Genomic DNA, 25,411 nt, shown 5'->3' on the forward strand with positions numbered 1-25,411 from the left:
GAACAGCGCCCGGGTCACGGCTCGTCTAGAGCAACGGTCATCCTACTTCCGCGCGGCCGGGCGGGCCAAAACCGCGATCGCAGGACCCCGGCCGGTGCCCTACACTCGGGCCTCGACGCCGTGCACGACGACGGGCGGTCGCGGGGCGTAGCGTAGTGGCTAGCGCGTCTGCTTTGGGAGCAGAAGATCGCAGGTTCGAGTCCTGTCGCCCCGACCCGGCTGCTGGCCGCGAGGCCTCGGCGGATGTGCCCGGCCGGTCCCCGGTGTGGTTGGATGACCGGGTCCGTCAGCCCTGCGGGTGTAGCTCAATGGTAGAGCCCCAGTCTTCCAAACTGGCTACGCGAGTTCGATTCTCGTCACCCGCTCCAGCACCTCTCAGCGCGTCGCCGGCGCGGCCCGCCGGGCCCGGAGCGAGACCACGGCCCAGGCCGCCAGGGCCACCACGAGCAGCCCGCAGCAGACCACCCCGACGCGCGCCATGCCGCCCGCCGCGTAGGCCGCGGGTCCGAGGAACGCCCCGGCCGAGCCGCCGAGGAAGACGAAGAACATGAAGACGGTGTTGGCCTGCGCCGCGCGCTCCGGCTCCAGGGCCAGCACGCGGCTCTGGTGGGCCGACTGGTGCAGCTGGCCGGCCGCGGTGGCCGCGAACATGCTGAGCGCGAAGGGCACCAGCCGGTCGGCGTCGACGACGACCGCGGCCATGGCCACCAGCATCACCGCGAGCGCGGCCCCGGCGACGGGCAGCGTGCCGAACCGGTCGACGAGCCGCCCCGACAGCGGAGTGGTCAGCCCCGCGGCCAGCCCGACCAGCCCGAACAGGCCGGCGGCGCGGACGCTCCAGCCGTAGGGCTCGGCCGTCAGGTGCAGCACCATCACCGTCCAGGCCGAGTTGAAGGTGGCGAAGACGAAGAACTGCAGCAGCGCGGACTGGGCCAGCTGGGGGCTGCGGCGCACCAGCGCCAGGGTGTCGAGCAGCAGCCGCGGGTAGCCGGTGCCCGCCTCGGCCGGCACGGCGGCGTCGCGCAGCGCCCACCGGGTGAACGGCACGGTGGCCAGCACGAGGGCGGCGAAGCCGACGGCCACCCAGCGCCAGCCGACGCTCTCGACCACCAGGCTGGCCAGGATCCGGCCGCCGAAGATGCCGACCGAGAGGGAGCCGACGATGGTGGCGGTCGTGGTGCCGCGGCGGGCGGCCGGGGCCAGCCGGCCCGCGGCCGGGATGACGACCTGCGCGATGTTGGCCACCAGGCCCACGACGGCGAAGCCGGCGGCGACAGCGGCGACGGTGGGCAGCGTCGCGGACAGGGCCAGGGCCGCGGCCAGCAGGACGGACTGGACGGTGATCTGGCGGCGCGGGTGCACCCGGTCGGCCAGCGGGACCAGGAGCAGGATGCCCAGCGCGTAGCCCGCCTGCACCGCGGTGGCCACCAGGCCGGCGGCGCCCGGGCTGACGCCGAGGTCGGCCGCGACGTCGGTGAGCAGCGACTGCGGGATGTAGATGACGGCCACGGCCACCGCGGCGGCCACCGCGAGGGCCAGCAGCCGGGGCGTCCAGGCGACCTCCGCCGTCGGCGCGGGGCGGGTCTGCTCGGCTGCTCCCTGGGTCACGCCGTGCTCAAGCCGTTCCGGCGCCGCGATGTTCCCGCCCGCCCGCGGGGGTCGCGGCCCGCGGCCGGGTGAGCGCGACGGCGAGGGCCCCGACGAGGGCGCCCAGCGAGCCCAGCGTCAGGTCGCCCAGGGTGTCGGTGTAGGCGGTCTGCAGCTCCGGCGAGGTGCGCAGGAAGGTGGCGTACTCGCCCAGCTCCCACGCCAGCGCCGCCGCCATCCCGAAGGCCAGCCCGGCCAGCACCACGAGCGCCCGGGACACCCCGCGCGGCGCCCAGGCCAGCAGCACGCCCGCGGTGAGCAGCGCCCAGTTGAGGAAGTGCATCCCGTCGTCCCACCAGCTGACGGTGTCGAACAGGTCCGCCCGGTTGCCCAGGGTGTCCAGCAGCCAGGGCAGCGAGACGAGCAGGTCGGCGGCCCACGGGAAGCCGGGCCGGGCCACCGGGTCCCTCCGCACCGCCCGGCGCCGTCCCCAGGCCCACCACCACAGCGGCACGGCCGCGAGACCCAGCGGGTAGACCACCAGCCGCGCCGTGCCCGCCTTCTCCTTCACCCCGGACAGGTCGGGGAGGACCAGCGCGGACACGAGCAGCGCGACGAGGGCGACCTTCACCGCGACGTCGAGGACCGGGAGGCGGCGCACGCGCCCATCCTGGCAGGGGCGGCGGGGCCGCACCGGTAGCGTCGCGCGGGACATGGACACCACGCGCACCCCGACCCCGCACCCGCCCGCGGTGCTGTCCGCCCGGAACGCGACCTACGTCGCCTTCATCGGCGCCGGGTTCGGCTTCGCCACCTGGGCCTCCCGCATCCCGCAGCTCCGCGACGCGCTGCAGGCGTCCCCGTCGACGCTGGGGCTGGTGCTGCTGGCCGTCGCCCTGGGCTCCCTGGTCGCGCTGCCGCTGGCCGGGGTCGTCGTCACCCGGCTGGGCACGGCGCGCACGGTCACGGTGATGGCCTGCTGCGTGGCGGCGGGGCTGGCCGTGGTCGCGCTCGGGTACCCGGCCGGCATCCCGCCCGTCGTCGTCGGCCTCTTCCTCATCGGCTTCGGCAACGGCACCTGGGACGTCGCCATGAACGTCGAGGGCGCCGCCGTCGAGCAGCGCCTGGGGGTGGCGATCATGCCGCGCTTCCACGCCGGGTTCAGCGTCGGCACGGTGGCCGGCGCGCTGGGCGGGGCCGCGATGGTCGCGCTGGGCGTCCCGGTCGCGGTGCACCTGGTGGCGGCCGCCGTCGTCGTCGCGGTCGTCGTGCCGCTGGGCACCCGCCGCTTCCTCCCCGTCGAGCCGCCGGTCGAGCCGGAGCGGGACGCCGCCGGCACGGCCCGGCACCCGCTGGCGGCCTGGACCGAGCCCCGGACCCTGCTGATCGGGGTCTTCGTGCTCTGCATGGCCTTCACCGAGGGCACCGGCAACGACTGGCTGGCCGTCGCCGTGCTGGACGGCTACGGCGCGCCGCCCGTGGCGGGTCCGCTGGTCTTCGCCGGGTTCCTGGCCGCGATGACGCTGGGCCGCTGGTTCGGCCCCCAGCTCATCGACCGCTCCGGCCGGGTCGCCACCGTCCGCGCCTCCGCCCTGGTGGCGCTGGTGGGGCTGCTGCTGGTGGTCTTCGGCGGCGTCCTGCCGCTGGCGGCCGCGGGCGCCGTGCTGTGGGGGCTGGGCACGGCGCTGGGCTTCCCCGTGGGGATGAGCGCGGCGGCCGACGACCCGCGGCGGGCGGCGGGCCGGGTCAGCGTCGTCGCCTCGATCGGCTACACCGCGTTCCTGGCCGGTCCCCCGCTGATCGGCTTCCTGGGCGACCACGTCGGCGTCCTGCGGGCGCTGACCGTGACGGCCGGGCTGCTGGGGCTGGCCGCGCTGCTGGCCGGCACCATCCGGCCGCTGGCCCCGGGGACGGCACGACCCCCGTCGCCGGAGGGCGACGGGGGTCGGGAGCTGCGCTGAGCCGGGGTCAGGCCGGCACGTAGTCCATCGTGTCGGGGTGCCCGCCGGTGCGGCCCGCGTCGCCGCGGTCCAGCGCCGAGATGGACACCATGTCGTCGTCGGTGAGCTCGAAGTCGAAGATCTCGAAGTTCTCCTGGATGCGCGACGGCGTCGTGGACTTCGGGAAGACGATGTCGCCCCGCTGCACGTGCCAGCGCAGGGTCACCTGGGCGGGCGTGCGGCCCAGCCTCTCGGCCACCGTGACGATGGCCGGGTCGCCGAGGACCGCGCCCTGGGCGATGGGCGACCAGGCCTCGGTGGCGATCCGGTGCTCGGCGCCGTAGGCCCGCACCTCGCTGTTCAGCAGGTAGGGGTGCACCTCGATCTGGTTGACCGCCGGCACCACGTCGCTCTCCTGCGCCAGCCGGCGCAGGTGGTTGACCTGGAAGTTGGAGACGCCGATGGAGCGGGCCCGGCCGTCGCGGTAGAACTCCTCCAGCGTCTTCCAGGTGGAGACGAAGTCGCCGCCGTACAGCGTCGGCAGCGGCCAGTGGATGAGGAACAGGTCGACGTGGTCGGTGCCCAGCTCGACCAGCGTCTGGTCGAAGGCGCGGCGGGCGTCGTCGGGCTCGTGGAAGCCGTTGTTCAGCTTGCTGGTGATGTAGACCTCGTCGCGGTCGAGGCCGGCGTCGCGGATGCCCTGGCCGACGCCCGCCTCGTTGCCGTACATCTCGGCGGTGTCGATGTGCCGGTAGCCGATCTCGAGGGCCTGCCGGACGGCGTCCGCGGTCTCGGCGGGGTCGATCTGGAAGACCCCGAAGCCCAGCTGCGGGATGGTCTGGCCGTTGTTCAGGTCGATCGTGGGAACGCTGCTCATGGGTGTCCTCCTCGTGGTCCGGGGGCGGCGCCGGTTCCGGCGCGCTCGCCCCGCGCACGGCTGCTCAGCCTAGCCAGCGCCCGCCGGGCGGCGGCGGTCACCCCTGCCGCGGACCCAGCTCGACCACCAGCGGCCGGTGGTCGGAGAGCTCCTGCTCGGGGTTCTCGACCGCACGGACCCGGCCCAGCCGGCCGCGCAGCAGGACGTGGTCGATCTGGCGGGCGGGGCGACCGGCCGGCATCGTCGGGCGCCGGCCGAGCGACCGGTAGCCGGTGACCAGCTCCGGCTGGCGGCCCGCGAGGTTGAGGTCGCCCATCAGGACCACCGGGCCGGCCACGTCGGCGAGCGCGCGGCGCAGCCTCAGCAGCTGCAGGTGGGCCAGCCCGGGCACGAAGGTGAGGTGCGTCGTGGCCACGGTCAGCGGGCCGTCCGGGGTCTCGAAGCGCCCGATCACGGCCGCGCGGGGCTCCTCGTGGTGCATCCCGAAGCGCGTGGGGAACCGGCGCAGCAGCGGGAAGCCCCGGGCCACCCACGGCAGGTGCAGCACCCGCCACGCGGTCGCCGGGTAGCGCGACAGCAGCGACACCCCGTAGGCGGCCGAGCCCGGGTCGTCGGGGTCCGACGGCCGCGCCCACGCCGCGCCGGGCGTCCCGGCCAGCGCGGGGACGAAGCGCTGGTCGACCGCACCCATGGCGGTGGCGGCCACCTCGGTGAGGTCGGCGTGGTGGGAGCGGGCCTGGGCGCGGTCCACCTCCTGCAGGGCCAGGACGTCGGGGTCGAGGCGGCGGACCGCCTCCGCCAGCCGTCCCGTGTCCACCTGGCCGTCGCGCAGGCTGCGCCCGTGCAGGATGTTGAAGGTCACCAGCCGCATGCCCCCGACGCTACGAGGCACCCGGCCCGCCCTGCGCCGCCGGGTGCCGGCGTCGCCGCGGGCCCGGCCTAGATGAACGGCCGCCGGTCCAGCACCAGCCGCAGCGGCACGGGCGTCGCGATGCTGCCGGGCAGGGCACGCTGCAGCTCCGCCACGGTGCAGACGGCGCCGAAGGTGACGTGCACGTCGTCGGTGGCGTCGGAGCCGAGGTAGCCGGGGTCCCCCAGCAGCGCGGCCACCCGGTCGGCCAGCAACTCCAGCGCCTCCCCCGCCGCCCGGAAGTGCACGTCGGTCTGCCGTCGGGCCCGGCTGAGGCAGTACACGAGGTCGATCTCGGCGAAGCCGACCGACGTCTCGGCGATGGCGGCCGCCGAGTCGTGCAGCAGGGTGAGGCAGGTCTCCAGCACCCGCTCGGGGTGCGGCCACGGACGGCGGAAGTAGTCGTAGAGGAAGTGGTAGTGGAACGAGCCGCCGAGGTTGGAGAACAGCCCGGGCCACTCCTGCGCCGGGAGCATCCGGCCGCGCCGCCACAGCCCCGTGGCCGCGTCGGCCTCGGCGTCCAGCCAGGCGAAGTAGGCGTCGAACCAGGCCGGTCCGGCCTCCCCGGTGATGGCCAGCGCGGCCGCCGCCCCGGCCCCGTCGTGGGAGGAGGGCCAGGGGTGGTCCCAGTCCAGGCCGTCGAGGAAGCCGGCGACGGCGGCGGGCTCCAGGACCGGTGCGAGGACGGCCAGCGGGTGCGCGGGGCGGGCGTCGAACAGCTCGAGGGCCGCCGTCACCTGCGCCGTCGTGTGCAGGTCGGAGTGCGTCCGGTCCGCGAAGACGCCGGACGTCGGGTCCTGGAAGGACCGCAGGCTCTCCACCCACGCCGCCCGCTCGTCCGCGCCGGCCGGCAGGGCGCCCAGCATGTAGAGGATGCCGGCGGCGTCCGCGCAGCCGTAGGCGTCGGGGACGCCGGCCTCGACGTCGGCCCGGTGGAGGTGGCGGGCGTAGCGCCCGGTGCCCTCCAGCGCGTAGCGGGGCAGCCACTCCCCCAGGAAGTCGACGAACCCGGTCAGGTCGTGCCGGTAGCTGCTCACTGCTGCTCCTTCGCGGCGGCCAGCTCCCGCTTGATGGTGGCCCCGTCGCCGTCGTTCCACGTCTTCAGCGCCTCGTCCAGGTCGGTGAGCGGCCGCCGGCCGGTGATCACCCCGTTCTGCACGTCGGTGATCATGGCGACGAAGTTGTTGTTGCGCCGGGCGAAGGTCTCGGAGTAGAGGCCCGTGGTGGCGCTGCGGACGTAGGCCGGCTCGGCCGCGGAGGCGTAGGCGTGCTTGGCCTTCGTGATCCCGGTCAGCGCCCCCTCGTAGGCCACCTTCATCCCGTCGGCCAGGTGGTAGTCGAGCGCCTCGGTGACGGGGGTGACCTCGTCGGTGCCCTTCTTCGTCAGCGTCGGGTTGCCGCCCTCGACGGTGTGCTGGACGCCCGCGGTGCCGTACTTGCGGAACAGGAACTCCGCCGAGCCGAACGGCGCGGACAGGTAGTCCAGGATCCGCAGCAGCTCGCGCACCCGGCCCTCGTCGGCCTTGCGGATGACGGTGAAGTTCGAGGAGCCGGCGCTGACGGTGTAGGTGGGCGTCGCCCCGTCGAACCCGGCCACGGGGAGGGCGCCGATCACCTCCTGCTGGCCGGCGGGCAGGAAGCGGGCCAGCGAGCCCCAGGCCGAGAAGCCGTCCGGGTGGATGCCCACCTGGCCGCCGACCAGGCGCTGCTTGCCCAGCACGGTCGCGTTGGCCGCGAAGGCGTCGGGGTGCAGGAAGCCCTTGCCGCTGAGCTCGGCGCACCGCGCCAGCGCCTCCCGGTACTGCGGGCTCTCCTGGTAGCGGACGAAGGTGCCGTCCTGCTCGGCCCAGTCGGCGATGCCGCCCAGCGCGCCCGTCAGGTAGCTGACCGGGGCCAGGCTGAAGGCGTAGCGCGAACGCTTGGGCTCGGTCAGCGCGGCGCAGAGGTCGAGCAGCTGCTCCCAGCTGGTGACGTCGGGGTCTAGGCCGCGCTGCTCCAGCAGGTCGGTCCGGACGAACGGGGCGACGGACTGCACCGGCCGCGGCACCGGGACCCCGAAGATCTTCCCGTCGAACACGGTGGTGCGCCACATGTCCGGCGTGCACGCCGCGAGGTTGGGGTAGTCGAGGACGGCGTCCCCGGCGAGGAACGGGGTGAGGTCGGCGCAGGTGGCGCCGAGCAGCTGGGGCAGCTGCGGCTGGACGGGCAGCATCTCCAGCACGTCGGGCAGGTCGCCGCTGCTGACGGTGGTGGCGAGCTTGACGGCGTAGTCGGCGGCCGGCACGACCTGCAGCGCGAGCTCGGCCCGCAGCCGGGTGTTCAGCTCGGCCGCGTAGGCGTTGCGCGGCGCGCTGGTGGGGGCGACGGCGAAGCTGCTGAGCAGCGCGGTCACGGCCGCACCCGTGCCGGGCGCCTCGCTGACGCTGGGCTTCGGGTCGGCGGGGTAGCGGAGGAAGCCGTCCGGGACGCCGGACGCCGTGCCCGGCAGGTCGGGCTCGGCCAGCGCCGCCGCGCGCCGGGTGGGCAGCTGGACCGCGGCCCCGGAGGCGGTGGCGCCGGAGCCCGGTCCGGAGGAGCAGGCGGCGAGGCCCGGCACGAGCGCGGCGGCGGCCAGCCCGGTGGTGGTGAGCAGGAGGGACCGGCGGGAGAAGGTGGGGCTGGACGGCATGGGGTGCTCCTAGGTCGACAGCTCGTCGGCGAGCTCCGGTCGACGCTAGGGACGGCGGGAAAGCGCTTGCAACGCAAACGCTCAGAACGCTCAGAACCGCGTCGGCACGGGTCCGGTCGAGCGGCGCAGGACCAGCTCGGGCAGCAGCCGGACGTGCGCGACCGGGGGCCGGTCCAGCCCGGCCCGGGCCCGGAGGTGGCGGCGCAGCAGGAGCGAGACCGCCTCGACGCCCAGCTGGTGCTTGGCCGGGGAGATCGAGGTGAGGGACACCTCGGCCCGCGGCCCCACGATGTCGTCGTAGGCCACCACCGAGCAGCGGCCGGGCACGTCGACCCCGCGGGCGCGCAGCGCGGAGACCAGCACCTGGGCCGAGGTGTCGGTGTGCATGACCACGACCGTCGCGCGCTGGTCGAGCACCGCGGCCACGACGGCGTCGAAGTCGGCGGGCTCCAGCCCCTCGGGGGTGAGCAGCGGCTCCCCCAGCTGCGGCAGCCCGCGGCGGTGCAGCTCGGCGACGAAGAACCGGCGCAGCAGCCGGCCCGGCGGGGTGTTGTCGCGGATGCTGGCCAGGATCCGGGTGTGCCCCAGCTGCTGCAGGTGGTCCATGGCGAGCCGCATCCCGTAGGCGTGGTCGGCGATCACCGAGTCGAGCTCGAAGAGCGGGTGCCCCGCCTCGACGTCGCGGCCCGCCAGCACCACGGGGACGGCCGCTCCCGCCAGCCACGGCAGCGGCTCCGCGGCCTCCTCCTCGGTCCGCCACTGCGGGGAGCAGACCAGGCCCACGCAGCCCGCCGCGACCAGCCGGGCCGTCGCCGCCCGTGACTCCTCGGCGTCCTCGACGTGCTCGAGCAGGAAGCGGTGGCCCCGCCGCTCGGCCTCGCGGCGGGCCGCCTGGCCGATCAGCGCCAGGTAGCGGTTGGTCGAGACCATCATCCCGATCGCGCCGCCGCTCTCCCGGGGCAGCCGGCTGCGGTCCTCCAGCTCGACGGCGCCGTGCCGCCGGGTCAGCCGGCCCTGCCGGCTGAGCGCCTCGACGTCGCGCCGGACCGTCGGCATCGAGACGTCGAGCTCCTCGGCGAGGTCGCGCAGGCGTGCCTTGCCGGTCCGGCCCAGGCTGCGGAGCAGGGCGGCCCGTCGGCTGGCGGGGCTGCCGCTCACCGGGCGCGGGACGGGCTCAGCGGCTCTGCCACGTGCAGAGGCAGACCCGGTTGCCCTCGGGGTCGGCCAGCACCCAGAAGGCCGGTGCCTCCGCGTCGTCGACGAGGGTGCCGCCGGCCGCCACCGCGGCGTCGATGCGCGGCTGCACCTCGGCCGGGTCCACCCACAGGTCCGGGTGCCAGCGCTGCCGCGGCTCGTCGGCACCCGAGCCCTGGAACCAGACGGTGGGCAGCGCCCGCGCCGGGTCGAGCAGCTCGTCGGCACCGCCGTCCTCGTCCACCAGCCCCAGCACCGCACCCCAGAACGGCGCCACGGCCCGCTGGTCGGGGCTGTCCAGCCCCAGCTCCAGACGGGTGACACCCGCGGCCGCCGTCCGCAGCCCGGCCGCGGCGGCGAGCTCGGTGATGCGCCGGGCCATCCGCACGTCGCGGCCCGTGATCCCGCCGACGTCGTGGCTGCGCAGCCGGACGTCCACCTGGCCCGGTCGCAGGCCGAGATCGGGGTGGTGGTCCAGCTCGTCGGCCAGCGCGCCGATGGCGTCGACCAGGGCCAGCCCGGCGGCGAAGTCCGGCGTCGTGACCCGGGTCTGCAGCCCGCCCAGCAGGTTCACCCACCCGTCCAGGCCCGCGTCGGCGACCTGCTGCCCGTCCAGAGTGCTCACCGGCTCATGCTCGCGCAGCCGGGCCGCCACGGGAAGGGGCCGTCCGTCACGGACGGCCGGGCGGCCCGGTCCTGCGATCATGGGGCCGTGGACGCGGTGGAGATCTGGAGCGACGGAGCCTGCAAGGGCAACCCCGGGGTCGGCGGCTGGGGCGCCTGGCTGCGGTCGGGTGAGCGCGAGCGCGAGCTGTTCGGCGGCGAGCGGGTGACGACGAACAACCGGATGGAGCTGACGGCCGTCATCGAGGCCCTCCGGGCCCTCAAGCGGCCGTGCGCGGTCACCCTGCACGTGGACTCCACCTACGTGATGAACGGCCTCAACGACTGGCTGCCCGGCTGGAAGCGGAACGGCTGGCGGACTTCGGCCAAGAAGCCGGTGAAGAACGAGGACCTCTGGCGCGCGCTGGACGCCGAGGTGGCGCGGCACACCATCACCTGGGTCTGGGTCAAGGGCCACTCCGGGGACCCGGGCAACGAGCGCGCCGACCAGCTGGCCAACCGCGGCGTGGACGAGGTCCGGCTCCGCGGTGCCGACGTCCCGGTCGTCGCCAGCGCCTGAGGTGACCGCCCCCGGCCGGCGTCGGCGCGTCTCGTAGGCTGCCGCGGGCGACCCGGGCCGACGGCCGGGGCGGACGGACAGGAGCGGTGGGATGGCGACGGTGCTGGTGACGGGCTCGAGCGACGGCATCGGGCGGCAGACCGCCCTGGACCTGGTGGCCGGTGGTCACCGGGTCGTGCTGCACGCCCGCAGCGACGCGCGGGCCGAGCAGGCCCGGTCCGCGGTGCCCGGGGCGGCCGACGTCGTCGTGGGCGACCTGGGCTCGCTGGCCTCCACCCGCGCGCTGGCCGACCAGGTGAGCGCTCTCGGCACGCTCGACGCCGTCGTGCACAACGCGGGCGTCGGCGGGCAGGACGAGCGCCGGCTCACCGAGGACGGGCACGAGCTGACCTTCCAGGTCAACGTGCTGGCCCCCTACCTGCTGACCGCCCTCACCCCGACGCCCGCCCGGCTGGTCTACCTGACCTCCGGCCTGGAGGCGCAGGGCGAGCCGCACCTGGACGACCTCGACTTCGCGCGCCGCCCGTGGGACGGCATGCAGGCCTACTGCGACTCCAAGCTCTGGGACGTCGTGCTGGCCCTCGCCGTCGCCCGGCACCGGCCCGGCACGCTGAGCAACGCCGTCGACCCCGGCTGGATCAAGACCCGGATGGGCGGCGCCGGCGCGACCGACGAGCTGCCCGCCGGCGCGGACACCTCCGTGTGGCTGGCCACCAGCGACGACGACGCGGCGCGGGTGACCGGCCGCTACCTGCACCGCCGCCAGCTGCGCGCGCCCAACCCGGCCGCCACCGACGTCGACCTCCAGGAGCGCTTCCTGGCCCGGGCGGCGGAGCTGACCGGCGCCACCCTGCCCGCCGCCTGAGCGGGCCGGGCCCGCCCGGGCCTCGGACCCAGCGGCTCCCGCCCACCTGTTGGTACCGTCCGCCCATGCCCCCCGCCGCGAACCTGGCCGCGTTCGTCCTCGCCGCGGCCCTCCTGATCGCGGTCCCCGGGCCGAGCGTGCTGTTCGTCATCGGCCGGTCCCTGGCGGCCGGGCGACGCGTGGGGCTGCTCACCGTGCTCGGGAACGCCCTGGGGATGGTGCCGCAGGTCCTCGCCGTCGCCGCCGGCGTCGGGGCCCTGCTCGCGCAGTCCGTGGTCGCGTTCACCGTCCTGAAGACGGCGGGCGCGTTGTACCTCGTGCACCTCGGGGTCCAGGCCATCCGGCACCGCCACCGCGCGACCGCGGCGGCCGCGGCGACGACGGGCGGCACCGGCTCCCCCGCCGAGGTCCCCGCGAGCAGGGCGCTGCGCGAGGGTTTCCTCGTCGGCGTCAGCAACCCCAAGTCGGCGGTCTTCTTCGTCGCGGTCCTGCCGCAGTTCACCGCCCCGGCCACCGGGCCGGTCTGGAGCCAGATCCTCGTCCTCGGGTTGATCCACCTGCTGATCGGGCTGGCCTTCGACACCGTCTGGGCGCTGACCGCCGGCGCGGCCCGCGGCTGGCTCACCCGCGACCCGCGTCGGCTGCCCCGCCTCGGCGCCACCGGCGGCGTGATGATGATCGGCGTCGGCGTGACCATCGCGCTCACCGACCGCCAGCTCTGAGGCCACCCCGTCCGTCCCCGGAGCGGGCGCCAGGGGAGCCCCGGCGGGCTGACCTCACCGCTCGTCGCCGGGGTCACGCGCCGCGGTGAGCCGTCGGACGCGAGATCGTCACCGCTGTCACCGGGGCTTGTTCCGGCTGTAACCACGCTGACATCGGCCCGGGCCGAGGATGGACGTACCGGACCAGGGGTGCACGCGCCGTGGTCGTCCTCCCCCAGGGCCGACGGACCGGCCGGGCGTCGACGCCCGGTCCGCCCGCCGCGCCCGCCGAGCCGCTCCGCGCTCTCCCGCACCCGCCCCAGGAGGCTCCGCCATGCCCCAGTTCGACGAGACCATCACCGCCAACATCGCCACGTCCCTCACCGAGATCCCCCACCCCTCGCTGCCCAAGGGCAGCAGCATCTACGGCGGCACCAAGATCTTCCCCGACTACCAGGCGTCGGAGGGCCAGTCCTACTTCACCCTGGTGCACGGCATCGCCCACGAGTCCTCGGTCAGCTTCGTCGCGGTGCTGCAGGCCACCCGCGCGCTGCGCAAGGGCTTCGAGTCGGTCCTCTACTTCTACGGCCCGGGCTCCATCAACTGCCTGGCCACCCGCGGGTTCCCCACCACCGGCGACTCCGCCTTCCCGGGCGAGCAGAACCTCAACGACTCCATCGCCACCTTCATCGGCGAGGGCGGCACGGTCTTCTGCTGCCGCTTCGGCCTGGCCCTGCACGGCGGCCGCGAGGAGGACCTCATCGAGGGCGTCATCCCCTGCCACCCGCTGGACGTCCAGGACGCCGTCATCCACTACGCCAACAAGGGCGCGATCATCAACTCCACCTACATGGTCTGAGCCGGCCGCCGCGCAGCAGGCAGGAGCAGCCATGAGCACCAGCACCCGCGTCGACCTGGCCATCCTGGGCGTCCGCGGCCGGGCCCCGGTCAGCCGGGTGGCCGGCGCCGGACCCAGCGACGACGGCCACCTGCTGATCGACGGCCTCGGCGCCGCGCTGCCGATCAATGACACCAGCCCCTACCTGCTCGACGACCGGGGCCGGATCACCCTCGACGGCGCCGACATCGGGCTGGACGTCGGCCTCGTCCCGCGGCCGCGGTTCTACGACCTCAGCACCGCCGACGGGGTCCCCTACGAGAAGATCGCCCGGCTGCACGGCGCGGACGTGCTGGCCACGACCGTCGTCCAGACCTGCGTCCGCTACGCCGAGGACCAGCGCTGCCGCTTCTGCGCCATCGAGGCCTCGCTGACCGCGGGCAGCACCGTCGCGGTGAAGAAGCCGGCCGACCTCGCCGAGGTGGCGGCCGCGGCCGTCGCGCACGACGGGGTCCGGCAGATGGTCATGACGACCGGCACCTCCGCCGGCCGCGACCGCGGGGCCACCCACCTCGCCCGCTGCGTCCGCGCGGTCAAGGCCGCCGTGCCGTGGCTGCCGGTGCAGGTGCAGTGCGAGCCGCCGGGCGACCTGGCCACGATCACCGAGCTGCGCGAGGCCGGGGCCGACTCCATCGGGATCCACGTCGAGTCGCTCGACGACGGGGTCCGCCGCCGCTGGATGCCGGGCAAGGGGGCCGTCAGCCTGGACGAGTACCGGGCGGCCTGGGTCGAGGCGGTCCGGGTGTTCGGCCGCAACCAGGTCTCGACGTACCTCATCGTCGGGCTGGGCGAGGACCCCGACGAGCTGGTCGCCGGCGCCGCCGAGCTGGTCGCCCTGGGGGTCTACCCCTTCGTCGTGCCCTTCCGGCCGCTGGCCGGCACCCTGGCCACGACGGTGGACGGCGTCGGCGCCCCCGACCCGGCGGTCGTGGCCGACGTCACCGCCCGGGTGGCCCGGCTGCTGCTGGCGGCGGGGATGGGCTCGGACGGCCAGAAGGCCGGCTGCGCGGCCTGCGGCGCCTGCAGCACGCTCAAGACGCTGGGGGCCTGAGGTGACCTTCGACGTCGAGGTGCTGACCCGGGGACCGCGGCACGCCCCGCCCGCCGCGCCGGCCGTCACGGTCGCCGTCGCGGTCTCGGCGGCCGAGCGGGACGCGGCCGCCCGGCTGCGGCACGCCACCTTCGTCGAGGAGCAGGGCCTGTTCGCCCGGCACGACCGCGACGACGCCGACGACGACGCCCGCGCCCTCACCCTGGTGGCCCGCGACGGCTCCGGCGCCGTGCTGGGCACCGTGCGGCTGGCCCCGGCCACCGCCGTCGACGTGGGCTGGTGGACCGGCAGCCGGCTGGCCGTCCGGCCCGACGCCCGGGGGCACGCGCTGGGCGTCGGCTCGGCCCTGGTGCGGGCGGCCTGCGCCCACGCCGAGGCCCGCGGGGTGCTCCGCTTCGACGCCCACGTGCAGCGGCAGAACGCCCGCCTGTTCACCCGGCTGGGCTGGCGGGCGCTGGACGAAGAGCAGGTGCACGGCCACCCGCACGTGCTGATGACCTGGCCCGTCCACCGGGTCGCCGACCTCGTCGCCCGGACCAAGGCCCCGCTGGGTGCCACCCTCGCCACCCTCGGCGGCGGCGCGGCCGGCCTCGGCGGCCCCGGCTTCCGGGGCGACGACGGCGCCCCGGTGCCCGGCAGCGACCTCGTCGCGGCCACCGACGCCGTCCTGCCCTCGATGGTGGAGCGCGACCCGGAGTGGGCCGGCTGGTGCGCGGTGCTGGTCAACCTCAACGACCTCGCCGCGATGGGCGCGGAGCCGGTGGGCCTGCTCGACGCCCTCGGGGCCCGCGACCGCTCCTTCGCCACCCGCGTGGTGCACGGCCTGGCCGCGGCCGCCCGGGCCTGGGACGTCCCCGTGCTGGGCGGGCACACCCAGCTGGGCGTCCCCGCCGCGCTCTCGGTGACGGCGCTGGGCCGCACGGACCGCCCCGTCCCCGGCGGCGGCGGCCGGCCCGGTCACGCCGTCCGGCTGACGGCCGACCTCGGCGGCCGCTGGCGCGCCGGCTACACCGGGCAGCAGTGGGACTCCACCAGCGGCCGGACCACCGCCGAGCTCCGGGCGATGGGCTCCGCCGTGGCCCGCACCGCCCCCGCGGCGGCCAAGGACGTCAGCATGGCCGGCGTCGTCGGCACCCTCGGCATGCTCGCCGAGGCGAGCGGCTGCGGGGCCACCCTGGACGTCGCCGACGTCCCGCGCCCCGCCGGCGCCACCGCCGGGGACTGGCTGACCTGCTTCCCCGGCTTCGCGATGCTCACCGCCGACGCCCCGGGCGCCGAGCCGGCCTCCGCCGGCCCGGCCACGTCCGCGGTCTGCGGCACCCTGCACGACACCCCCGGGGTCTCCCTGCGCTGGCCCGACGGCCGGCTCACCGAGGCCCTCTCCCCCCACGTCACCGGACTAGGACCCGCATGAGCCGTTCACCGAGCACGTCGACCACCATCATCACCGCCGTCTCGGCGGCCTTCGGGCGCGACCTCGAGGAGGCCTACGCCGCCATCGCCACGATCGCCATCGAGGCCCGCGAGCGCGGCACCGACCTGCTGGTGCTGCCCGAGGCGTGCCTCGGCGGCTACCTGCCCAGCCTCGGCAACGCGGGCGACGACGCCGAGACCCGCGCCCGCCGGGCCCGCGACCTGCCGCCGGCCCTGGAGCTCGACGGCCCCGAGCTCCGCCGGGTCGCAGGGCTCGCGGGCGACATGCTCGTGCTGGTCGGCATCCGCGAGGCCGCCGGCGCGGACACCTACAACACCGCCGTCGCCCTCACCGGCGACGGGGTGCTGGCCACCCACCGCAAGGTGCACCAGCCGCTCGGGGAGAACCTCTGCTACGCCGCGAGCGACGGCTTCGCGGCCTTCGACTCCCCCGTCGGCCGGATGGGCATGCTCATCTGCTACGACAAGGCCTTCCCCGAGGCCTCCCGCACCCTCGCCCTCGACGGCGCCGAGATCATCGCCGCGCTGTCGGCCTGGCCGGCGGCCCGCACGGCGACGGCGGCGAACCTGGAGGACGACCGCTGGAAGAAGCGCCACGACCTCTACGACGCCGCCCGGGCGCTGGACAACCAGGTGGTCTGGGTGGCCTCCAACCAGGCCGGCACCTTCGGCTCCCTGCGGTTCGTCGGCAGCGCCAAGGTGGTCGGGCCGGGCGGTGAGGTGCTGGCCGCGACCGGCGTCGGACCGGGCCTGGCCACCGCCGCCGTCGACGTCCCGGCCGTGCTGGCCGGCGCGCGGGGCGGGATGTACGCCCTGCGCGACCGCCGGCCCTCGGCCTACCGGCTCGACGCCGTCCTGGGCGACTACGAGCCCGCGCCCCGGCCGGAGCCGTCCTATGCCTGAGATGACCTTCACCACGCGCTGGCCCGACGGCGGCGAGCTGGTCAGCTACTCCCCCTCGCTGGTCGTGCACGACCACCTGGAGGTGGGCGAGCGGTACGCCGTCGCGGACTTCCTCGCCCGCTCCCGCACGGCGCTGGGGACCGCGAGCGAGCGGGTGCGGGCCCGCTACGGCGTCCCCTGCTCCCGGGCGGCCGCATCCCTGGCGGTCATCGAGGCGCGCGCCGCCGGCGTGGCCGGCGAGGTCGAGGTCACCGCGCTCCGACCGGCGCGGGAGGCACGGTGAGCACGGCCGCGCCCCGGCACGTGCCCGTGGTCGTCGTCGGCGCGGGCCAGGCCGGCCTGTCGGCCAGCTGGTACCTGACCCGGCACGGCGTCGAGCACCTGGTGCTGGAGCGGGACACCGCCGCCCACGCCTGGCGGGACAGCCGCTGGGACCACTTCACCCTCGTCACCCCCAACTGGCAGTGCCGGCTGCCGGGCTTCCCCTACCCCGGCCCCGACCCCGACGGCTTCATGACCCGCGAGCAGGTGCTCGCCTACCTGGCCGACTACGTGGCGCTGGTCGACCCGCCGCTGCGCGAGCACGTCACCGTCACCTCGGTGCAGCAGGACGGGTCCGGCGGGTTCCTCGTCAGCACCCGCTCGGCGAGCGGTGACGTCGAGGTGCTGCGGGCCGACCACGTCGTCGTGGCCACCGGCGGCTACCACGACCCGCACGTGCCGCGGCTGGCCGACCGGCTGCCGGAGGACCTCGTGCAGGTGCACTCCTCGGCCTACCGGCACGCCGACGCCCTGCCGCCGGGCGCGGTGCTGGTGGTGGGCAGCGGCCAGTCGGGCGCCCAGATCGCGGAGGACCTGCACCTGGAGGGCCGCCGGGTGCACCTCGTCGTCGGCTCGGCGCCCCGGGTCGCGCGGTTCTACCGCGGCCGCGACTGCGTGGCCTGGCTGGAGGACATGGGCACCTACGACGTGCCGGTGCAGCAGCAGCCCGGCGGGCTGGCGGCGCGCGAGAAGACCAACCACTACGTGACCGGGCGCGACGGCGGCCGCGACATCGACCTGCGGGCCTTCGCCCGTGACGGGATGCGGTTGCACGGCCGGCTGCTCGGCTGCACCGGCACCCGTCTCGCGCTGGCCCCCACCCTGGAGGCGTCGCTGGACGCCGCCGACGCGGTGGCCGAGTCGATCAAGGACGCGATCGACGTGCACATCGCGAAGCTGGGCCTGGACGCCCCGACCGAGCCGCGCTACGTGCCGGTGTGGCGGCCGGAGTCCGAGAGCACCGCGCTGGACCTGGCAGCGGAGGGCATCACCTCGGTGGTCTGGGCGGTGGGCTTCCGGAGCAACTTCCGCTGGCTGCGGGTGCCCGTCTTCGACGGCGAGGGCCAGCCCTGCCACGAGCGCGGCGTCACCGCCGTCGAGGGCCTCTACTTCCTGGGCCTGCCGTGGCTGCACACCTGGGGCTCGGGCCGGTTCGCCGGCGTCGACCGCGACGCCGCGCACGTCGTCGAGCACCTCGCCGCGCGGGTCCGCACGCCGCAGGCCGCGCTCGGCTGAGGATGGCGCTCACCCGCATCGGCGCCGTCGCGGGCCACTTCGGCCGCGACGTGGACCGCACGCTGGCCAAGCTCGCCGGGATCGTCGCCGCGGCCCGGCGCGACGGGCTCGACCTGCTCGTGCTGCCCGGCGCCACCCTCGGCGGCTACATCCCCGACCTGCGCCACCCCGGCCGCGACGACCTGCCCCCGGTGCTGGCCCTCGACGGCCCCGAGCTGGCGGCGCTGCGGCGGATGGCCGGCCCGCTGACGCTCTGCGTCGGCTTCTGCGAGGAGGCCGACGGGCGGCGCTACAACACCGCGGTCTGCCTCAGCGGCGACGGGCTCCTCGGCCACCACCGCAAGGTCCACCAGCCCGCCGGCGAGCACTTCGCCTACGCGGCCGGCGACCGCTTCGCCGCCTTCGACACCCCGGTGGGCCGGCTGGGCCTGCTCGTCGACTACGACAAGACCTTCCCGGAGTCGACGCGCACCCTGGCCCTCGACGGGGCCCGCGTCGTCGCCGCGCTGTCGGCCTGGCCGGCCAGCGTCACCGACCGGGCGGCCCGGATCACCGAGGACCGGCAGTCCCGGCTGTTCGACCTGTACGACGCGGCCCGGGCGGCCGAGAACCAGGTGGTGCTCGCCTCGGCCAACCAGACCGGCGTGCTGGGCGACCTCCGCTTCCTCGGCCAGGCCAAGGTCGTGGGCCCGGGCGGCGACGTGCTGGCCCGCACCTGGTCCAAGGGCGCGCTGGCCCGCGCCGACCTCGACGTCGACGCCGAGGTCGACCGGGCCCGCCGGGTGCTCTCCCACCTGGCCGAGCGCCGACCGGCCGCCTACCGGCTGGACGCCCCCGCCCCGCCCGGCGCGGCCGTCCCGGGGGCCACGGGATGAGGCTCGCGCTGCTCACCTACTCGACGAAGCCGCGCGGGGGCGTGGTGCACACGCTGGCCCTGGCCGAGGCGCTGGCGGCCCTGGGCGTCGACGTCACCGTGTGGACGCTGGGCCGGGGCGGGGACGCCGACTTCTTCCGGCCCGTCGACCCGGCCGTCCGCGTCCGGGTCGTCGACTTCCCCGCGGTGGACGGCGAGGCCGTGGGCGCGCGCATCGTCCGCTCGATCGCCACGCTCCGGGCCGCCTTCGACGCCCACCTCGCCGCGGGCGGGACCTACGACGTCGTGCACGCGCAGGACTGCATCAGCGCGAACGCGGTGGAGCGGTGCGTGCGGACCGTCCACCACCTCGACCACTTCACGACCCCCGAGCTGGCCGCCTGCCACGAGCGGGCCGTCGTCCGGCCCTCGGCGCTGGTCTGCGTGTCGGCCTCGGTGGCGCGCGAGGTGGAGCAGGGCTGGGGGCGCCACCCCACCGTCATCGGCAACGGCGTCGAGGCGGAGCGGTTCGCGGCCGCGGCGCAGGACCACGCCGGGCAGCAGCACTGGCGCGACCGCGTCGGCGAGCGGTACGTGCTGGCCGTCGGCGGGATCGAGCCGCGCAAGGGCAGCCTGGACCTGCTGGAGGCGGTGGCCCGGCTGCGGGTCGACGACCCCGGGCTGGAGCTGGTGGTCGCGGGCGGGGAGACCCTCTTCGACTACCGCGACTACCGGGCGGCCTTCGACGACCGGGCCCGCGCGCTGGGCGTGGTGCCGCAGGTCCTCGGCCCCGTCGAGCACGCGGCGCTGCCGTCGCTGGTCGCCGGCTGCGGGGCCCTGGGCTTCGTCTCCACCCAGGAGGGCTTCGGGCTGGCGGCGATGGAGGCACTGGCCGCCGACGTCCCCGTCGTCGTCCGCGACCTGCCGGTGATGGCGGAGGTGTTCGGGCCGCACGTGCGCTACGGCTCGGACCCGGCGGGCATGGCGGTGGCCCTGCGGGCGGCTCTCGACGAGGGCCCGCTGCCCGGCGGCCAGGCCTTCGCCCGCCGGCACACCTGGGCCGCCGCGGCCCGCGCGCACCTCGCCTTCTACGCCGCCCGGGAACCTTGACGCGATCTTGACGCCGACAACCCGTGCCCGCGCGCCGGGTCGTCCTAGCGTCGAGGGGCAGAGTCCTTCGACGCAGGAGCAGCATGACCCTCACGGCCCCGCCGGCCGCCCCGACCCCCGTGGCGCCGTCCCCGGCGCCCGCCCGCGGACCCGTCCGCGGCTGGCTGCTGGACGGCCTCCCCGACCGCGGCCGCGGCCACCCCGGACCCCACGCCCACCCGGACGACACCGGCACGAAGCACTCCTGGTGGCGGGTGATGTGCCTGACCGGCGTCGACTACTTCTCCACCCTCGGCTACCAGCCGGGCATCGCGGCGCTGGCCGCCGGGGCGGTGTCCCCGCTGGCCACCCTGGTCCTGGTCGCCCTCACCCTGCTGGGCGCGCTGCCGGTCTACCGCCGGGTGGCGCAGGAGAGCCCGCACGGCGAGGGCTCGATCGCCATGCTGGAGCGGCTGCTGTCGTTCTGGGGCGGCAAGCTGTTCGTGCTGGTGCTGCTGGGCTTCGCGGCGACCGACTTCCTCATCACCATGACGCTCTCGGCCGCCGACGCGACCGCCCACCTGGTCGAGAACCCGCACCTCTCCCCGCTGCTCGAGGGGCACGAGGTGCCCGTGACCCTGGTGCTGCTGGCCCTGCTGGGCGCGGTGTTCCTCAAGGGCTTCCGCGAGGCGATCGGCATCGCCGTCGGCCTCGTCGGGGTGTACCTGGCCCTCAACGTGCTGGTCATCGGCGTCGGGATCTACCACGTCGTCACCCAGCCGTCGGTGGTCACCGACTGGCAGGCGGCCCTGACCACCTCGCACGCCGACCCGCTGATGGTGGTCGCGGTCGCCCTCCTGGTGTTCCCCAAGCTCGCGCTCGGGCTGTCCGGCTTCGAGACCGGCGTCGCCGTGATGCCGCACATCGCGGGCGCCCCCGGGGACACCGAGGAGCACCCCCGCGGCCGGATCGCCGGCGCGAAGCGGCTGCTGACCGCCGCGGCGCTCACGATGAGCGTCTTCCTCGTCTCCAGCAGCGTCGTCACCACGCTGCTCATCCCCGCGGCGGAGTTCCAGCCCGGCGGGGAGGCCAACGGCCGGGCGCTGGCCTACCTGGCGCACTCCTACCTGGGCGGGGTCGTCGGCAGCGTCTACGACGCGTCCACCATCGCCATCCTGTGGTTCGCGGGCGCCTCGGCCATGGCCGGGCTGCTCAACCTCATCCCGCGCTACCTGCCCCGCTACGGGATGGCCCCGGACTGGGCCCGCGCGGTCCGGCCGCTGGTGCTCATCCTCATCGCCGCCGCCTTCGTCATCACGGTGATCTTCCGCGCCGACGTGGACGCCCAGGGCGGCGCCTACGCCACCGGCGTGCTGGTCCTCATCACCTCCGCGGCCATCGCGGTGACGCTGGCGGCCCGGCGCGCGCGGCAGCCCAAGCGGACGGTCGCCTTCGCCGTCGTCGCCCTGGTCTTCCTCTACACGACCGCGGCCAACGTGGTGGAGCGCCCCGACGGCGTCCGGATCGCCGCGGTCTTCATCGCCGCGATCGTCGCCGTCTCGCTGGTCTCGCGGCTGACCCGGGCCTTCGAGCTCCGGGTGGACGCCGTGGTGCTCGACCCGACCGCGCAGCGCTTCCTGCGCGAGTGCGCCCGCCGCACCATCCGGCTGGTGCCGAACGAGCCCGACCGCCGCGACGCCGGGGAGTACCGCGAGAAGCTGCGGCAGGTGCTGCGCGACAACGACCTGCGCGACGAGGAGGACGTCGTCCTCGTCGAGATCACCGTGGCCGACGCGTCGGACTTCCAGAGCACGCTGGAGGTGCACGGCGAGGTGCGGCACGGCCGCTACCGGGTGCTCACCGCGACCAGCTCGACGGTGCCCAACGCGCTCGCGGCGCTGCTGCTGGAGGTCCGCGACGTGACCGGGCGCTCGCCGCACGTCTACTTCGAGTGGACCGAGGGCAACCCGGTCGTCAACCTCGCCCGGTTCCTGCTGCTGGGCAGTGGTGAGATCGCGCCTGTGACGCGCGAGGTGCTCCGCCGCGCCGAGCGCGACCGGAGCCGTCGGCCGCACGTGCACGTGGGCTGAGCGCGGCGGGCGCGCGGCCGGGCCACGCGCCCTAGGGTCGGCCCATGGACATGAAGCTGGAGCTGGTCCCCGTGCCGGTCGCCGACGTCGACCGCGCCCTGGCCTTCTACACCGAGCAGCTCGGGTTCGCCCTCGACGTCGACGTGCAGCCCGCGCCGGGCATGCGGGTGGTGCAGCTGACGCCGCCGGGCTCGGCCTGCTCCGTCGTCATCGGCACCGGCCTGGGCCCCATCTCGGCGATGGCCCCGGGCACCCTCCAGGCGCTGCACCTCGTCGTGGCCGACATCGAGGCCGCCCGCGCCGAGCTGCGGGGCCGCGGGGTCGACGTCGGGGAGGTCAGCGACGTCGGCGGCGGCGTGCGCTACGCCTGGTTCGGCGACCCGGACGGCAACACGTGGACGCTGCAGGAGATGGCCTGGCGGACCGGCGACGCCTTCTGACGGCGCCGGCGCGAGGGCCCTCAGCCGGAGGCCGCCGGCTGAGGGCCACCGGCGGACCGCCACCGGCCGGGGACGCGGACGGGCCGCGCCCCCGGGAGATCCCGGGAGCACGGCCCGTCGGCACCTGCTCCTGACGAGGGCGGTCGCCCGCCCGGCGCCTCCGCCCTACGGCTTGGCCGGGGTGGGCTTGATGGCGTGCGGCGGGTTCTCCGACCGCTTGGCCACGCTGCCCGACGCCGCCGTCGCCCGCTCGTTCGCCGCCTGGCGCTCGGACTCGGGCACCACCTCGGTGGAGAGCACCACCATCGAGTGCGGGGCGACGACGTGCTCGGTCCCGGCGTCCCACGGGGCGTCGGCGACCGGGCCGACGGTGCCGTCACCGGTGTCGAGCTGGACCACCCAGTGGTTGCCGAACGGCTCCGGCGGCACGGTGAACGTGATGTCCTCGCCGGAGGCGTTGAACATCAGCAGGAAGTGGTCGTCCACCACCCGGCGGCCCATGGCGTCGGACTCGGGGATGGCGTCGCCGTTGAGGAAGACCATGAGGCTCTGGGCGTAGCCGGTGCTCCAGTCCCCGTCGTCCATGGCGCCGCCGTCGTTGCGGAGCCACTCGATGTCGCCGAGCTCGCTCTGCCCGCCCCGGGCGGCGTCGCCCCCGAAGAAGCGCCGGCGCCGCAGCACCGGGTGCGCCTTGCGCAGCGCGATCGCCGCCGACGTGAAGTCCAGCAGCGACTTCTGGTCCTCGTCGAGGTCCCAGTCGACCCAGGAGAGCTCGTTGTCCTGCGCGTAGACGTTGTTGTTGCCGCCCTGGGTGCGACCCAGCTCGTCGCCGTGGGCGAGCATCGGCACGCCCTGGCTGACCATCATCGTGGTGATGAAGTTCCGCTGCTGGCGCAGCCGCAGCGCCTGGATCGCCGGGTCGTCGGTCTCCCCCTCGACGCCGCAGTTCCAGGAGCGGTTGTGGCTCTCGCCGTCGTTGCCGCCCTCGCCGTTGGCGTCGTTGTGCTTCTCGTTGTAGGACACGAGGTCGCGCAGCGTGAAGCCGTCGTGGGCGACCACGAAGTTGATCGACGCGGTGGGGCGCCGGTCGGAGTGGTTGTAGAGATCGCTGGATCCGGTGATCCGGGAGGCGAACTCGGCCAGCGCGGCCGGCTCCCCCCGCCAGAAGTCGCGGACCGTGTCGCGGTACTTGCCGTTCCACTCCGTCCACAGGGGCGGGAAGTTGCCCACCTGGTAGCCGCCGTCGCCGAGGTCCCACGGCTCCGCGATCAGCTTCACCTGGGAGATCACGGGGTCCTGCTGGATGATGTCGAAGAACGCGCTCAGCTTGTCGACCTCGTGGAACTGCCGGGCCAGGGTGGCGGCCAGGTCGAAGCGGAAGCCGTCGACATGCATCTCGGTCACCCAGTAGCGCAGCGAGTCCATGATCAGCTGCAGCACGTGCGGGCTGCGCATCAGCAGGCTGTTGCCGGTGCCGGTGGTGTCGTAGTAGTGGCTCTTGTCGTCGTCCACCAGGCGGTAGTAGTTGACGTTGTCGAGCCCGCGGAACGCGATCGTCGGGCCCTTCTCGTTGCCCTCCGCGGTGTGGTTGTAGACCACGTCGAGGATGACCTCGATGTTCGCCGCGTGCAGCGCCTTGACCATCGCCTTGAACTCGGTGGTCTGCGCGCCGATGGCCGAGGAGCTGACGTAGCCGTTGTGCGGCGCCAGGAACCCGATGGTGTTGTAGCCCCAGTAGTTCGACAACCCCTGGTCGACGAGGTGGGAGTCGTTGACGAACTGGTGCACGGGCAGCAGCTCGACGGCGGTGACCCCGAGCGAGGTGAGGTGCTCGATGATCGCCGGGTGGCCGATGGCGGCGTAGGTGCCGCGCACGTCGTCGGGCACGTCGGGGTGGGTCATCGTCAGACCCTTGACGTGCATCTCGTAGAAGACGGTCTCGTGGTACTCGTGCCGCGGCGGGCGGTCGTGGCCCCAGTCGAAGAACGGGTTGGTCACCACCGAGAGCATCGTGTGGCCGAGCGAGTCGTCCTCGTTGAACGCGTCCGGGTCGTCGAAGCGGTAGCTGAAGAGCGACTCGTCGCCGTCGATCTGGCCGTCGATGGCCTTGGCGTAGGGGTCGAGCAGCAGCTTCGACGGGTTGCTCCGGTGGCCGTTCGCCGGGTCGTACGGGCCGTGCACGCGGTAGCCGTAGCGGATGCCCGGCTGCACGTTCGGCACGTAGGCGTGCCAGACGTAGCCGTCGACCTCCACCAGCTCGTGCCGGGTCTCGGAGCCGTCGTCGTCGATCAGGCAGAGCTCGACCTTGTCGGCCACCTCGGAGAAGATCGCGAAGTTGACGCCGCTGCCGTCGTAGGTCGCACCCAGCGGGTAGGGCCTTCCAGGCCAGATATCCATGTCTCAAACCTCTGCACTTGTGGTCGTTCGATGCGGGCGCGGGCAGCATCGCCCCCGAGGGGGTACCCCGGCGCCGCGGGGTCAACCTACCGACACCCGGCGGGCGCGCCCGCGCACCCGTCCCGTGGCGGGCGCCCCCCGCTCAGCCGGGCGGCGGCTCGAGGAGGGTGGCCCCGTCGGGGGTGAGGACCCAGCCCGGGTTGTGGGCGACCTCCCAGGGGTGGCCGTCGGGGTCGACGAAGACGCCCCCGTAGCCGCCCCAGGAGGTGGGCGCGCCGCGGCGGCCGATCCGCGCCCCCGCGGCCTCGGCCCGGGCCAGGACCGCGTCGACGGCGGCCGGGTCGGCGACGTTGTGCGCGAGCGTCACGCCGCCCCAGCCGCCGGTGTCCTCGACGCACGAGTCCTCCGCCAGCTGCTCACGTCCCCACAGCCCGACGACGAAGCCGCCCACCTGGAAGAAGACGACGTCGCCGTCGCCCGGCTGGTGCGGCCGCCAGCCGAGGTCCTCGTAGAACTGGCGGGCGGTCTCGAGGTCGCGCACGCCGAGCGTCAGCACGCTGATCCGTTGCTCCATGCGCCGACCGTAGAGCCCACCGCTGACAGTTCTCTCCGCCCGGGTCCGGGAAACGGGAAGGGGCTGGTGGGAGCGCCCCGACTCATCGCCCCCACCAACCCCTAGGCCGCACCGCCCGCGCGCACCGCGGCGGTGGGACGGGAGGGACGGCGTCGACGGGACCGCACGTCCGCCCGGCTGTGCGCTGGGAAAAGTATGGG

At 75.2% G+C, this 25,411-nt stretch carries 24 protein-coding genes and 2 tRNA genes; 16 read left to right on the forward strand and 10 right to left on the reverse strand.

Annotation, left to right across the window (positions count from 1 at the left end):
- Positions 1-141 precede the first annotated feature (141 nt).
- Together JOF54_RS05455 and JOF54_RS05460 are read left to right on the forward strand one after the other, a co-directional pair.
- Positions 142-214, forward strand: a tRNA-Pro gene (locus JOF54_RS05455).
- An 80-nt stretch (positions 215-294) separates the two neighbouring features.
- Positions 295-368 (forward strand) — tRNA-Gly (locus JOF54_RS05460).
- Positions 369-375: 7 nt separating this feature from the next.
- Here JOF54_RS05460 and JOF54_RS05465 read toward each other — a convergent pair.
- The gene (locus JOF54_RS05465; protein WP_210053705.1) at positions 376-1,608 is read right to left on the reverse strand and encodes an MFS transporter; all 1,233 of its coding nucleotides are present in this window, start codon (positions 1,606-1,608) and stop codon (positions 376-378) included.
- 7 nt (positions 1,609-1,615) lie between these two features.
- On the reverse strand, positions 1,616-2,248 hold the full coding sequence (locus JOF54_RS05470; protein ID WP_210053707.1) for a DUF2238 domain-containing protein: 633 nt from the start codon (positions 2,246-2,248) through the stop codon (positions 1,616-1,618).
- 52 nt (positions 2,249-2,300) lie between these two features.
- Between JOF54_RS05470 and JOF54_RS05475 the strand changes: the two genes are divergently transcribed.
- Positions 2,301-3,548: an MFS transporter gene (locus JOF54_RS05475; protein ID WP_210053709.1), complete on the forward strand. Its 1,248-nt coding sequence runs from the start codon at positions 2,301-2,303 to the stop codon at positions 3,546-3,548.
- Positions 3,549-3,555: 7 nt separating this feature from the next.
- Here JOF54_RS05475 and JOF54_RS05480 read toward each other — a convergent pair whose 3' ends face one another.
- From JOF54_RS05480 to JOF54_RS05505, 6 genes are all read right to left on the reverse strand, one after another.
- A complete protein-coding gene (locus JOF54_RS05480; RefSeq protein ID WP_210053711.1) occupies positions 3,556-4,404 on the reverse strand; it encodes an aldo/keto reductase in 849 nt (282 codons plus the stop codon).
- 97 nt (positions 4,405-4,501) lie between these two features.
- Positions 4,502-5,275, reverse strand: a complete 774-nt coding sequence (locus JOF54_RS05485) for an endonuclease/exonuclease/phosphatase family protein (RefSeq protein ID WP_210053712.1) — start codon at positions 5,273-5,275, stop codon at positions 4,502-4,504.
- Between the two features lie 68 nt (positions 5,276-5,343).
- Complete coding sequence (locus JOF54_RS05490; RefSeq protein ID WP_210053714.1) at positions 5,344-6,351, reverse strand: hypothetical protein; 1,008 nt, start codon at positions 6,349-6,351, stop codon at positions 5,344-5,346.
- Positions 6,348-7,982, reverse strand: coding sequence for an extracellular solute-binding protein (locus JOF54_RS05495; RefSeq protein ID WP_210053715.1), 1,635 nt, complete (start codon positions 7,980-7,982; stop codon positions 6,348-6,350). Before JOF54_RS05495 ends, JOF54_RS05490 begins: the two co-directional genes overlap by 4 nt.
- A gap of 90 nt (positions 7,983-8,072) precedes the next feature.
- Complete coding sequence (locus JOF54_RS05500) at positions 8,073-9,140, reverse strand: LacI family DNA-binding transcriptional regulator (RefSeq protein WP_210053718.1); 1,068 nt, start codon at positions 9,138-9,140, stop codon at positions 8,073-8,075.
- A 16-nt stretch (positions 9,141-9,156) separates the two neighbouring features.
- A complete protein-coding gene (locus tag JOF54_RS05505) occupies positions 9,157-9,801 on the reverse strand; it encodes a 4a-hydroxytetrahydrobiopterin dehydratase (RefSeq protein ID WP_307803859.1) in 645 nt (214 codons plus the stop codon).
- 87 nt (positions 9,802-9,888) lie between these two features.
- Here JOF54_RS05505 and rnhA point away from each other — a divergent pair, with 87 nt between their 5' ends.
- The 13 genes from rnhA to JOF54_RS05570 all read left to right on the forward strand — a co-directional run bounded on the left by rnhA (position 9,889) and on the right by JOF54_RS05570 (position 22,240).
- Positions 9,889-10,359 carry a ribonuclease HI gene (gene rnhA / locus JOF54_RS05510; RefSeq protein WP_307803861.1) on the forward strand — a complete coding sequence of 157 codons (471 nt, stop codon included), beginning with the start codon at positions 9,889-9,891 and terminating at the stop codon, positions 10,357-10,359.
- A gap of 91 nt (positions 10,360-10,450) precedes the next feature.
- On the forward strand, positions 10,451-11,224 hold the full coding sequence (locus JOF54_RS05515; protein WP_210053724.1) for an SDR family NAD(P)-dependent oxidoreductase: 774 nt from the start codon (positions 10,451-10,453) through the stop codon (positions 11,222-11,224).
- Between the two features lie 65 nt (positions 11,225-11,289).
- On the forward strand, positions 11,290-11,946 hold the full coding sequence (locus JOF54_RS05520; RefSeq protein WP_210053726.1) for a LysE family translocator: 657 nt from the start codon (positions 11,290-11,292) through the stop codon (positions 11,944-11,946).
- 313 nt (positions 11,947-12,259) lie between these two features.
- Positions 12,260-12,784 (forward strand): MSMEG_0572/Sll0783 family nitrogen starvation response protein, encoded by a 525-nt coding sequence (locus JOF54_RS05525; RefSeq protein WP_210053727.1) that lies wholly within the window; start codon positions 12,260-12,262, stop codon positions 12,782-12,784.
- 31 nt (positions 12,785-12,815) lie between these two features.
- Positions 12,816-13,874, forward strand: coding sequence for an MSMEG_0568 family radical SAM protein (locus tag JOF54_RS05530; protein ID WP_210053729.1), 1,059 nt, complete (start codon positions 12,816-12,818; stop codon positions 13,872-13,874).
- A gap of 1 nt (position 13,875) precedes the next feature.
- Positions 13,876-15,288 (forward strand): MSMEG_0567/sll0787 family protein, encoded by a 1,413-nt coding sequence (locus JOF54_RS05535; RefSeq protein WP_210053731.1) that lies wholly within the window; start codon positions 13,876-13,878, stop codon positions 15,286-15,288.
- Positions 15,285-16,211: a carbon-nitrogen hydrolase family protein gene (locus JOF54_RS05540; RefSeq protein ID WP_210053733.1), complete on the forward strand. Its 927-nt coding sequence runs from the start codon at positions 15,285-15,287 to the stop codon at positions 16,209-16,211. Before JOF54_RS05535 ends, JOF54_RS05540 begins: the two co-directional genes overlap by 4 nt.
- A gap of 1 nt (position 16,212) precedes the next feature.
- The gene (locus tag JOF54_RS05545; protein WP_245357980.1) at positions 16,213-16,494 is read left to right on the forward strand and encodes an MSMEG_0570 family nitrogen starvation response protein; all 282 of its coding nucleotides are present in this window, start codon (positions 16,213-16,215) and stop codon (positions 16,492-16,494) included.
- Complete coding sequence (locus JOF54_RS05550; protein WP_210053738.1) at positions 16,491-17,768, forward strand: MSMEG_0569 family flavin-dependent oxidoreductase; 1,278 nt, start codon at positions 16,491-16,493, stop codon at positions 17,766-17,768. Before JOF54_RS05545 ends, JOF54_RS05550 begins: the two co-directional genes overlap by 4 nt.
- 2 nt (positions 17,769-17,770) lie before the next feature.
- Positions 17,771-18,643, forward strand: coding sequence for a carbon-nitrogen hydrolase family protein (locus JOF54_RS05555; RefSeq protein WP_210053740.1), 873 nt, complete (start codon positions 17,771-17,773; stop codon positions 18,641-18,643).
- A complete protein-coding gene (locus JOF54_RS05560) occupies positions 18,640-19,731 on the forward strand; it encodes an MSMEG_0565 family glycosyltransferase (protein ID WP_210053743.1) in 1,092 nt (363 codons plus the stop codon). The genes JOF54_RS05555 and JOF54_RS05560 overlap by 4 nt, the downstream gene beginning before the upstream one ends.
- Positions 19,732-19,814: 83 nt before the next feature.
- Positions 19,815-21,800, forward strand: a complete 1,986-nt coding sequence (locus tag JOF54_RS05565; protein WP_307803862.1) for an APC family permease — start codon at positions 19,815-19,817, stop codon at positions 21,798-21,800.
- Between the two features lie 44 nt (positions 21,801-21,844).
- Positions 21,845-22,240: a VOC family protein gene (locus tag JOF54_RS05570; RefSeq protein ID WP_210053745.1), complete on the forward strand. Its 396-nt coding sequence runs from the start codon at positions 21,845-21,847 to the stop codon at positions 22,238-22,240.
- A 165-nt stretch (positions 22,241-22,405) separates the two neighbouring features.
- Here JOF54_RS05570 and glgX read toward each other — a convergent pair whose 3' ends face one another.
- Positions 22,406-24,637 carry a glycogen debranching protein GlgX gene (glgX, locus tag JOF54_RS05575; RefSeq protein WP_210053747.1) on the reverse strand — a complete coding sequence of 744 codons (2,232 nt, stop codon included), beginning with the start codon at positions 24,635-24,637 and terminating at the stop codon, positions 22,406-22,408.
- Positions 24,638-24,779: 142 nt separating this feature from the next.
- Positions 24,780-25,211 (reverse strand): VOC family protein, encoded by a 432-nt coding sequence (locus JOF54_RS05580; protein ID WP_210053749.1) that lies wholly within the window; start codon positions 25,209-25,211, stop codon positions 24,780-24,782.
- Positions 25,212-25,411 lie beyond the last annotated feature (200 nt).

The organism is Microlunatus capsulatus (assembly GCF_017876495.1).
GTDB lineage: Bacteria > Actinomycetota > Actinomycetes > Propionibacteriales > Propionibacteriaceae > Microlunatus > Microlunatus capsulatus.

Coding starts and splice junctions, on each gene's coding strand:
- JOF54_RS05530 (WP_210053729.1), top strand. CDS start 12,816: ATGAGCACCAGCACCCGCGTCGACCTGGCCATCCTGGGCGTCCGCGGC.
- JOF54_RS05475 (WP_210053709.1), top strand. CDS start 2,301: ATGGACACCACGCGCACCCCGACCCCGCACCCGCCCGCGGTGCTGTCC.
- JOF54_RS05485 (WP_210053712.1), bottom strand. CDS start 5,275: ATGCGGCTGGTGACCTTCAACATCCTGCACGGGCGCAGCCTGCGCGAC.
- JOF54_RS05520 (WP_210053726.1), top strand. CDS start 11,290: ATGCCCCCCGCCGCGAACCTGGCCGCGTTCGTCCTCGCCGCGGCCCTC.
- JOF54_RS05480 (WP_210053711.1), bottom strand. CDS start 4,404: ATGAGCAGCGTTCCCACGATCGACCTGAACAACGGCCAGACCATCCCG.
- JOF54_RS05555 (WP_210053740.1), top strand. CDS start 17,771: ATGGCGCTCACCCGCATCGGCGCCGTCGCGGGCCACTTCGGCCGCGAC.
- JOF54_RS05540 (WP_210053733.1), top strand. CDS start 15,285: ATGAGCCGTTCACCGAGCACGTCGACCACCATCATCACCGCCGTCTCG.
- JOF54_RS05570 (WP_210053745.1), top strand. CDS start 21,845: ATGGACATGAAGCTGGAGCTGGTCCCCGTGCCGGTCGCCGACGTCGAC.
- JOF54_RS05525 (WP_210053727.1), top strand. CDS start 12,260: ATGCCCCAGTTCGACGAGACCATCACCGCCAACATCGCCACGTCCCTC.
- JOF54_RS05515 (WP_210053724.1), top strand. CDS start 10,451: ATGGCGACGGTGCTGGTGACGGGCTCGAGCGACGGCATCGGGCGGCAG.
- JOF54_RS05565 (WP_307803862.1), top strand. CDS start 19,815: ATGACCCTCACGGCCCCGCCGGCCGCCCCGACCCCCGTGGCGCCGTCC.
- glgX (WP_210053747.1), bottom strand. CDS start 24,637: ATGGATATCTGGCCTGGAAGGCCCTACCCGCTGGGTGCGACCTACGAC.
- JOF54_RS05580 (WP_210053749.1), bottom strand. CDS start 25,211: ATGGAGCAACGGATCAGCGTGCTGACGCTCGGCGTGCGCGACCTCGAG.
- JOF54_RS05560 (WP_210053743.1), top strand. CDS start 18,640: ATGAGGCTCGCGCTGCTCACCTACTCGACGAAGCCGCGCGGGGGCGTG.
- JOF54_RS05495 (WP_210053715.1), bottom strand. CDS start 7,982: ATGCCGTCCAGCCCCACCTTCTCCCGCCGGTCCCTCCTGCTCACCACC.
- JOF54_RS05545 (WP_245357980.1), top strand. CDS start 16,213: ATGACCTTCACCACGCGCTGGCCCGACGGCGGCGAGCTGGTCAGCTAC.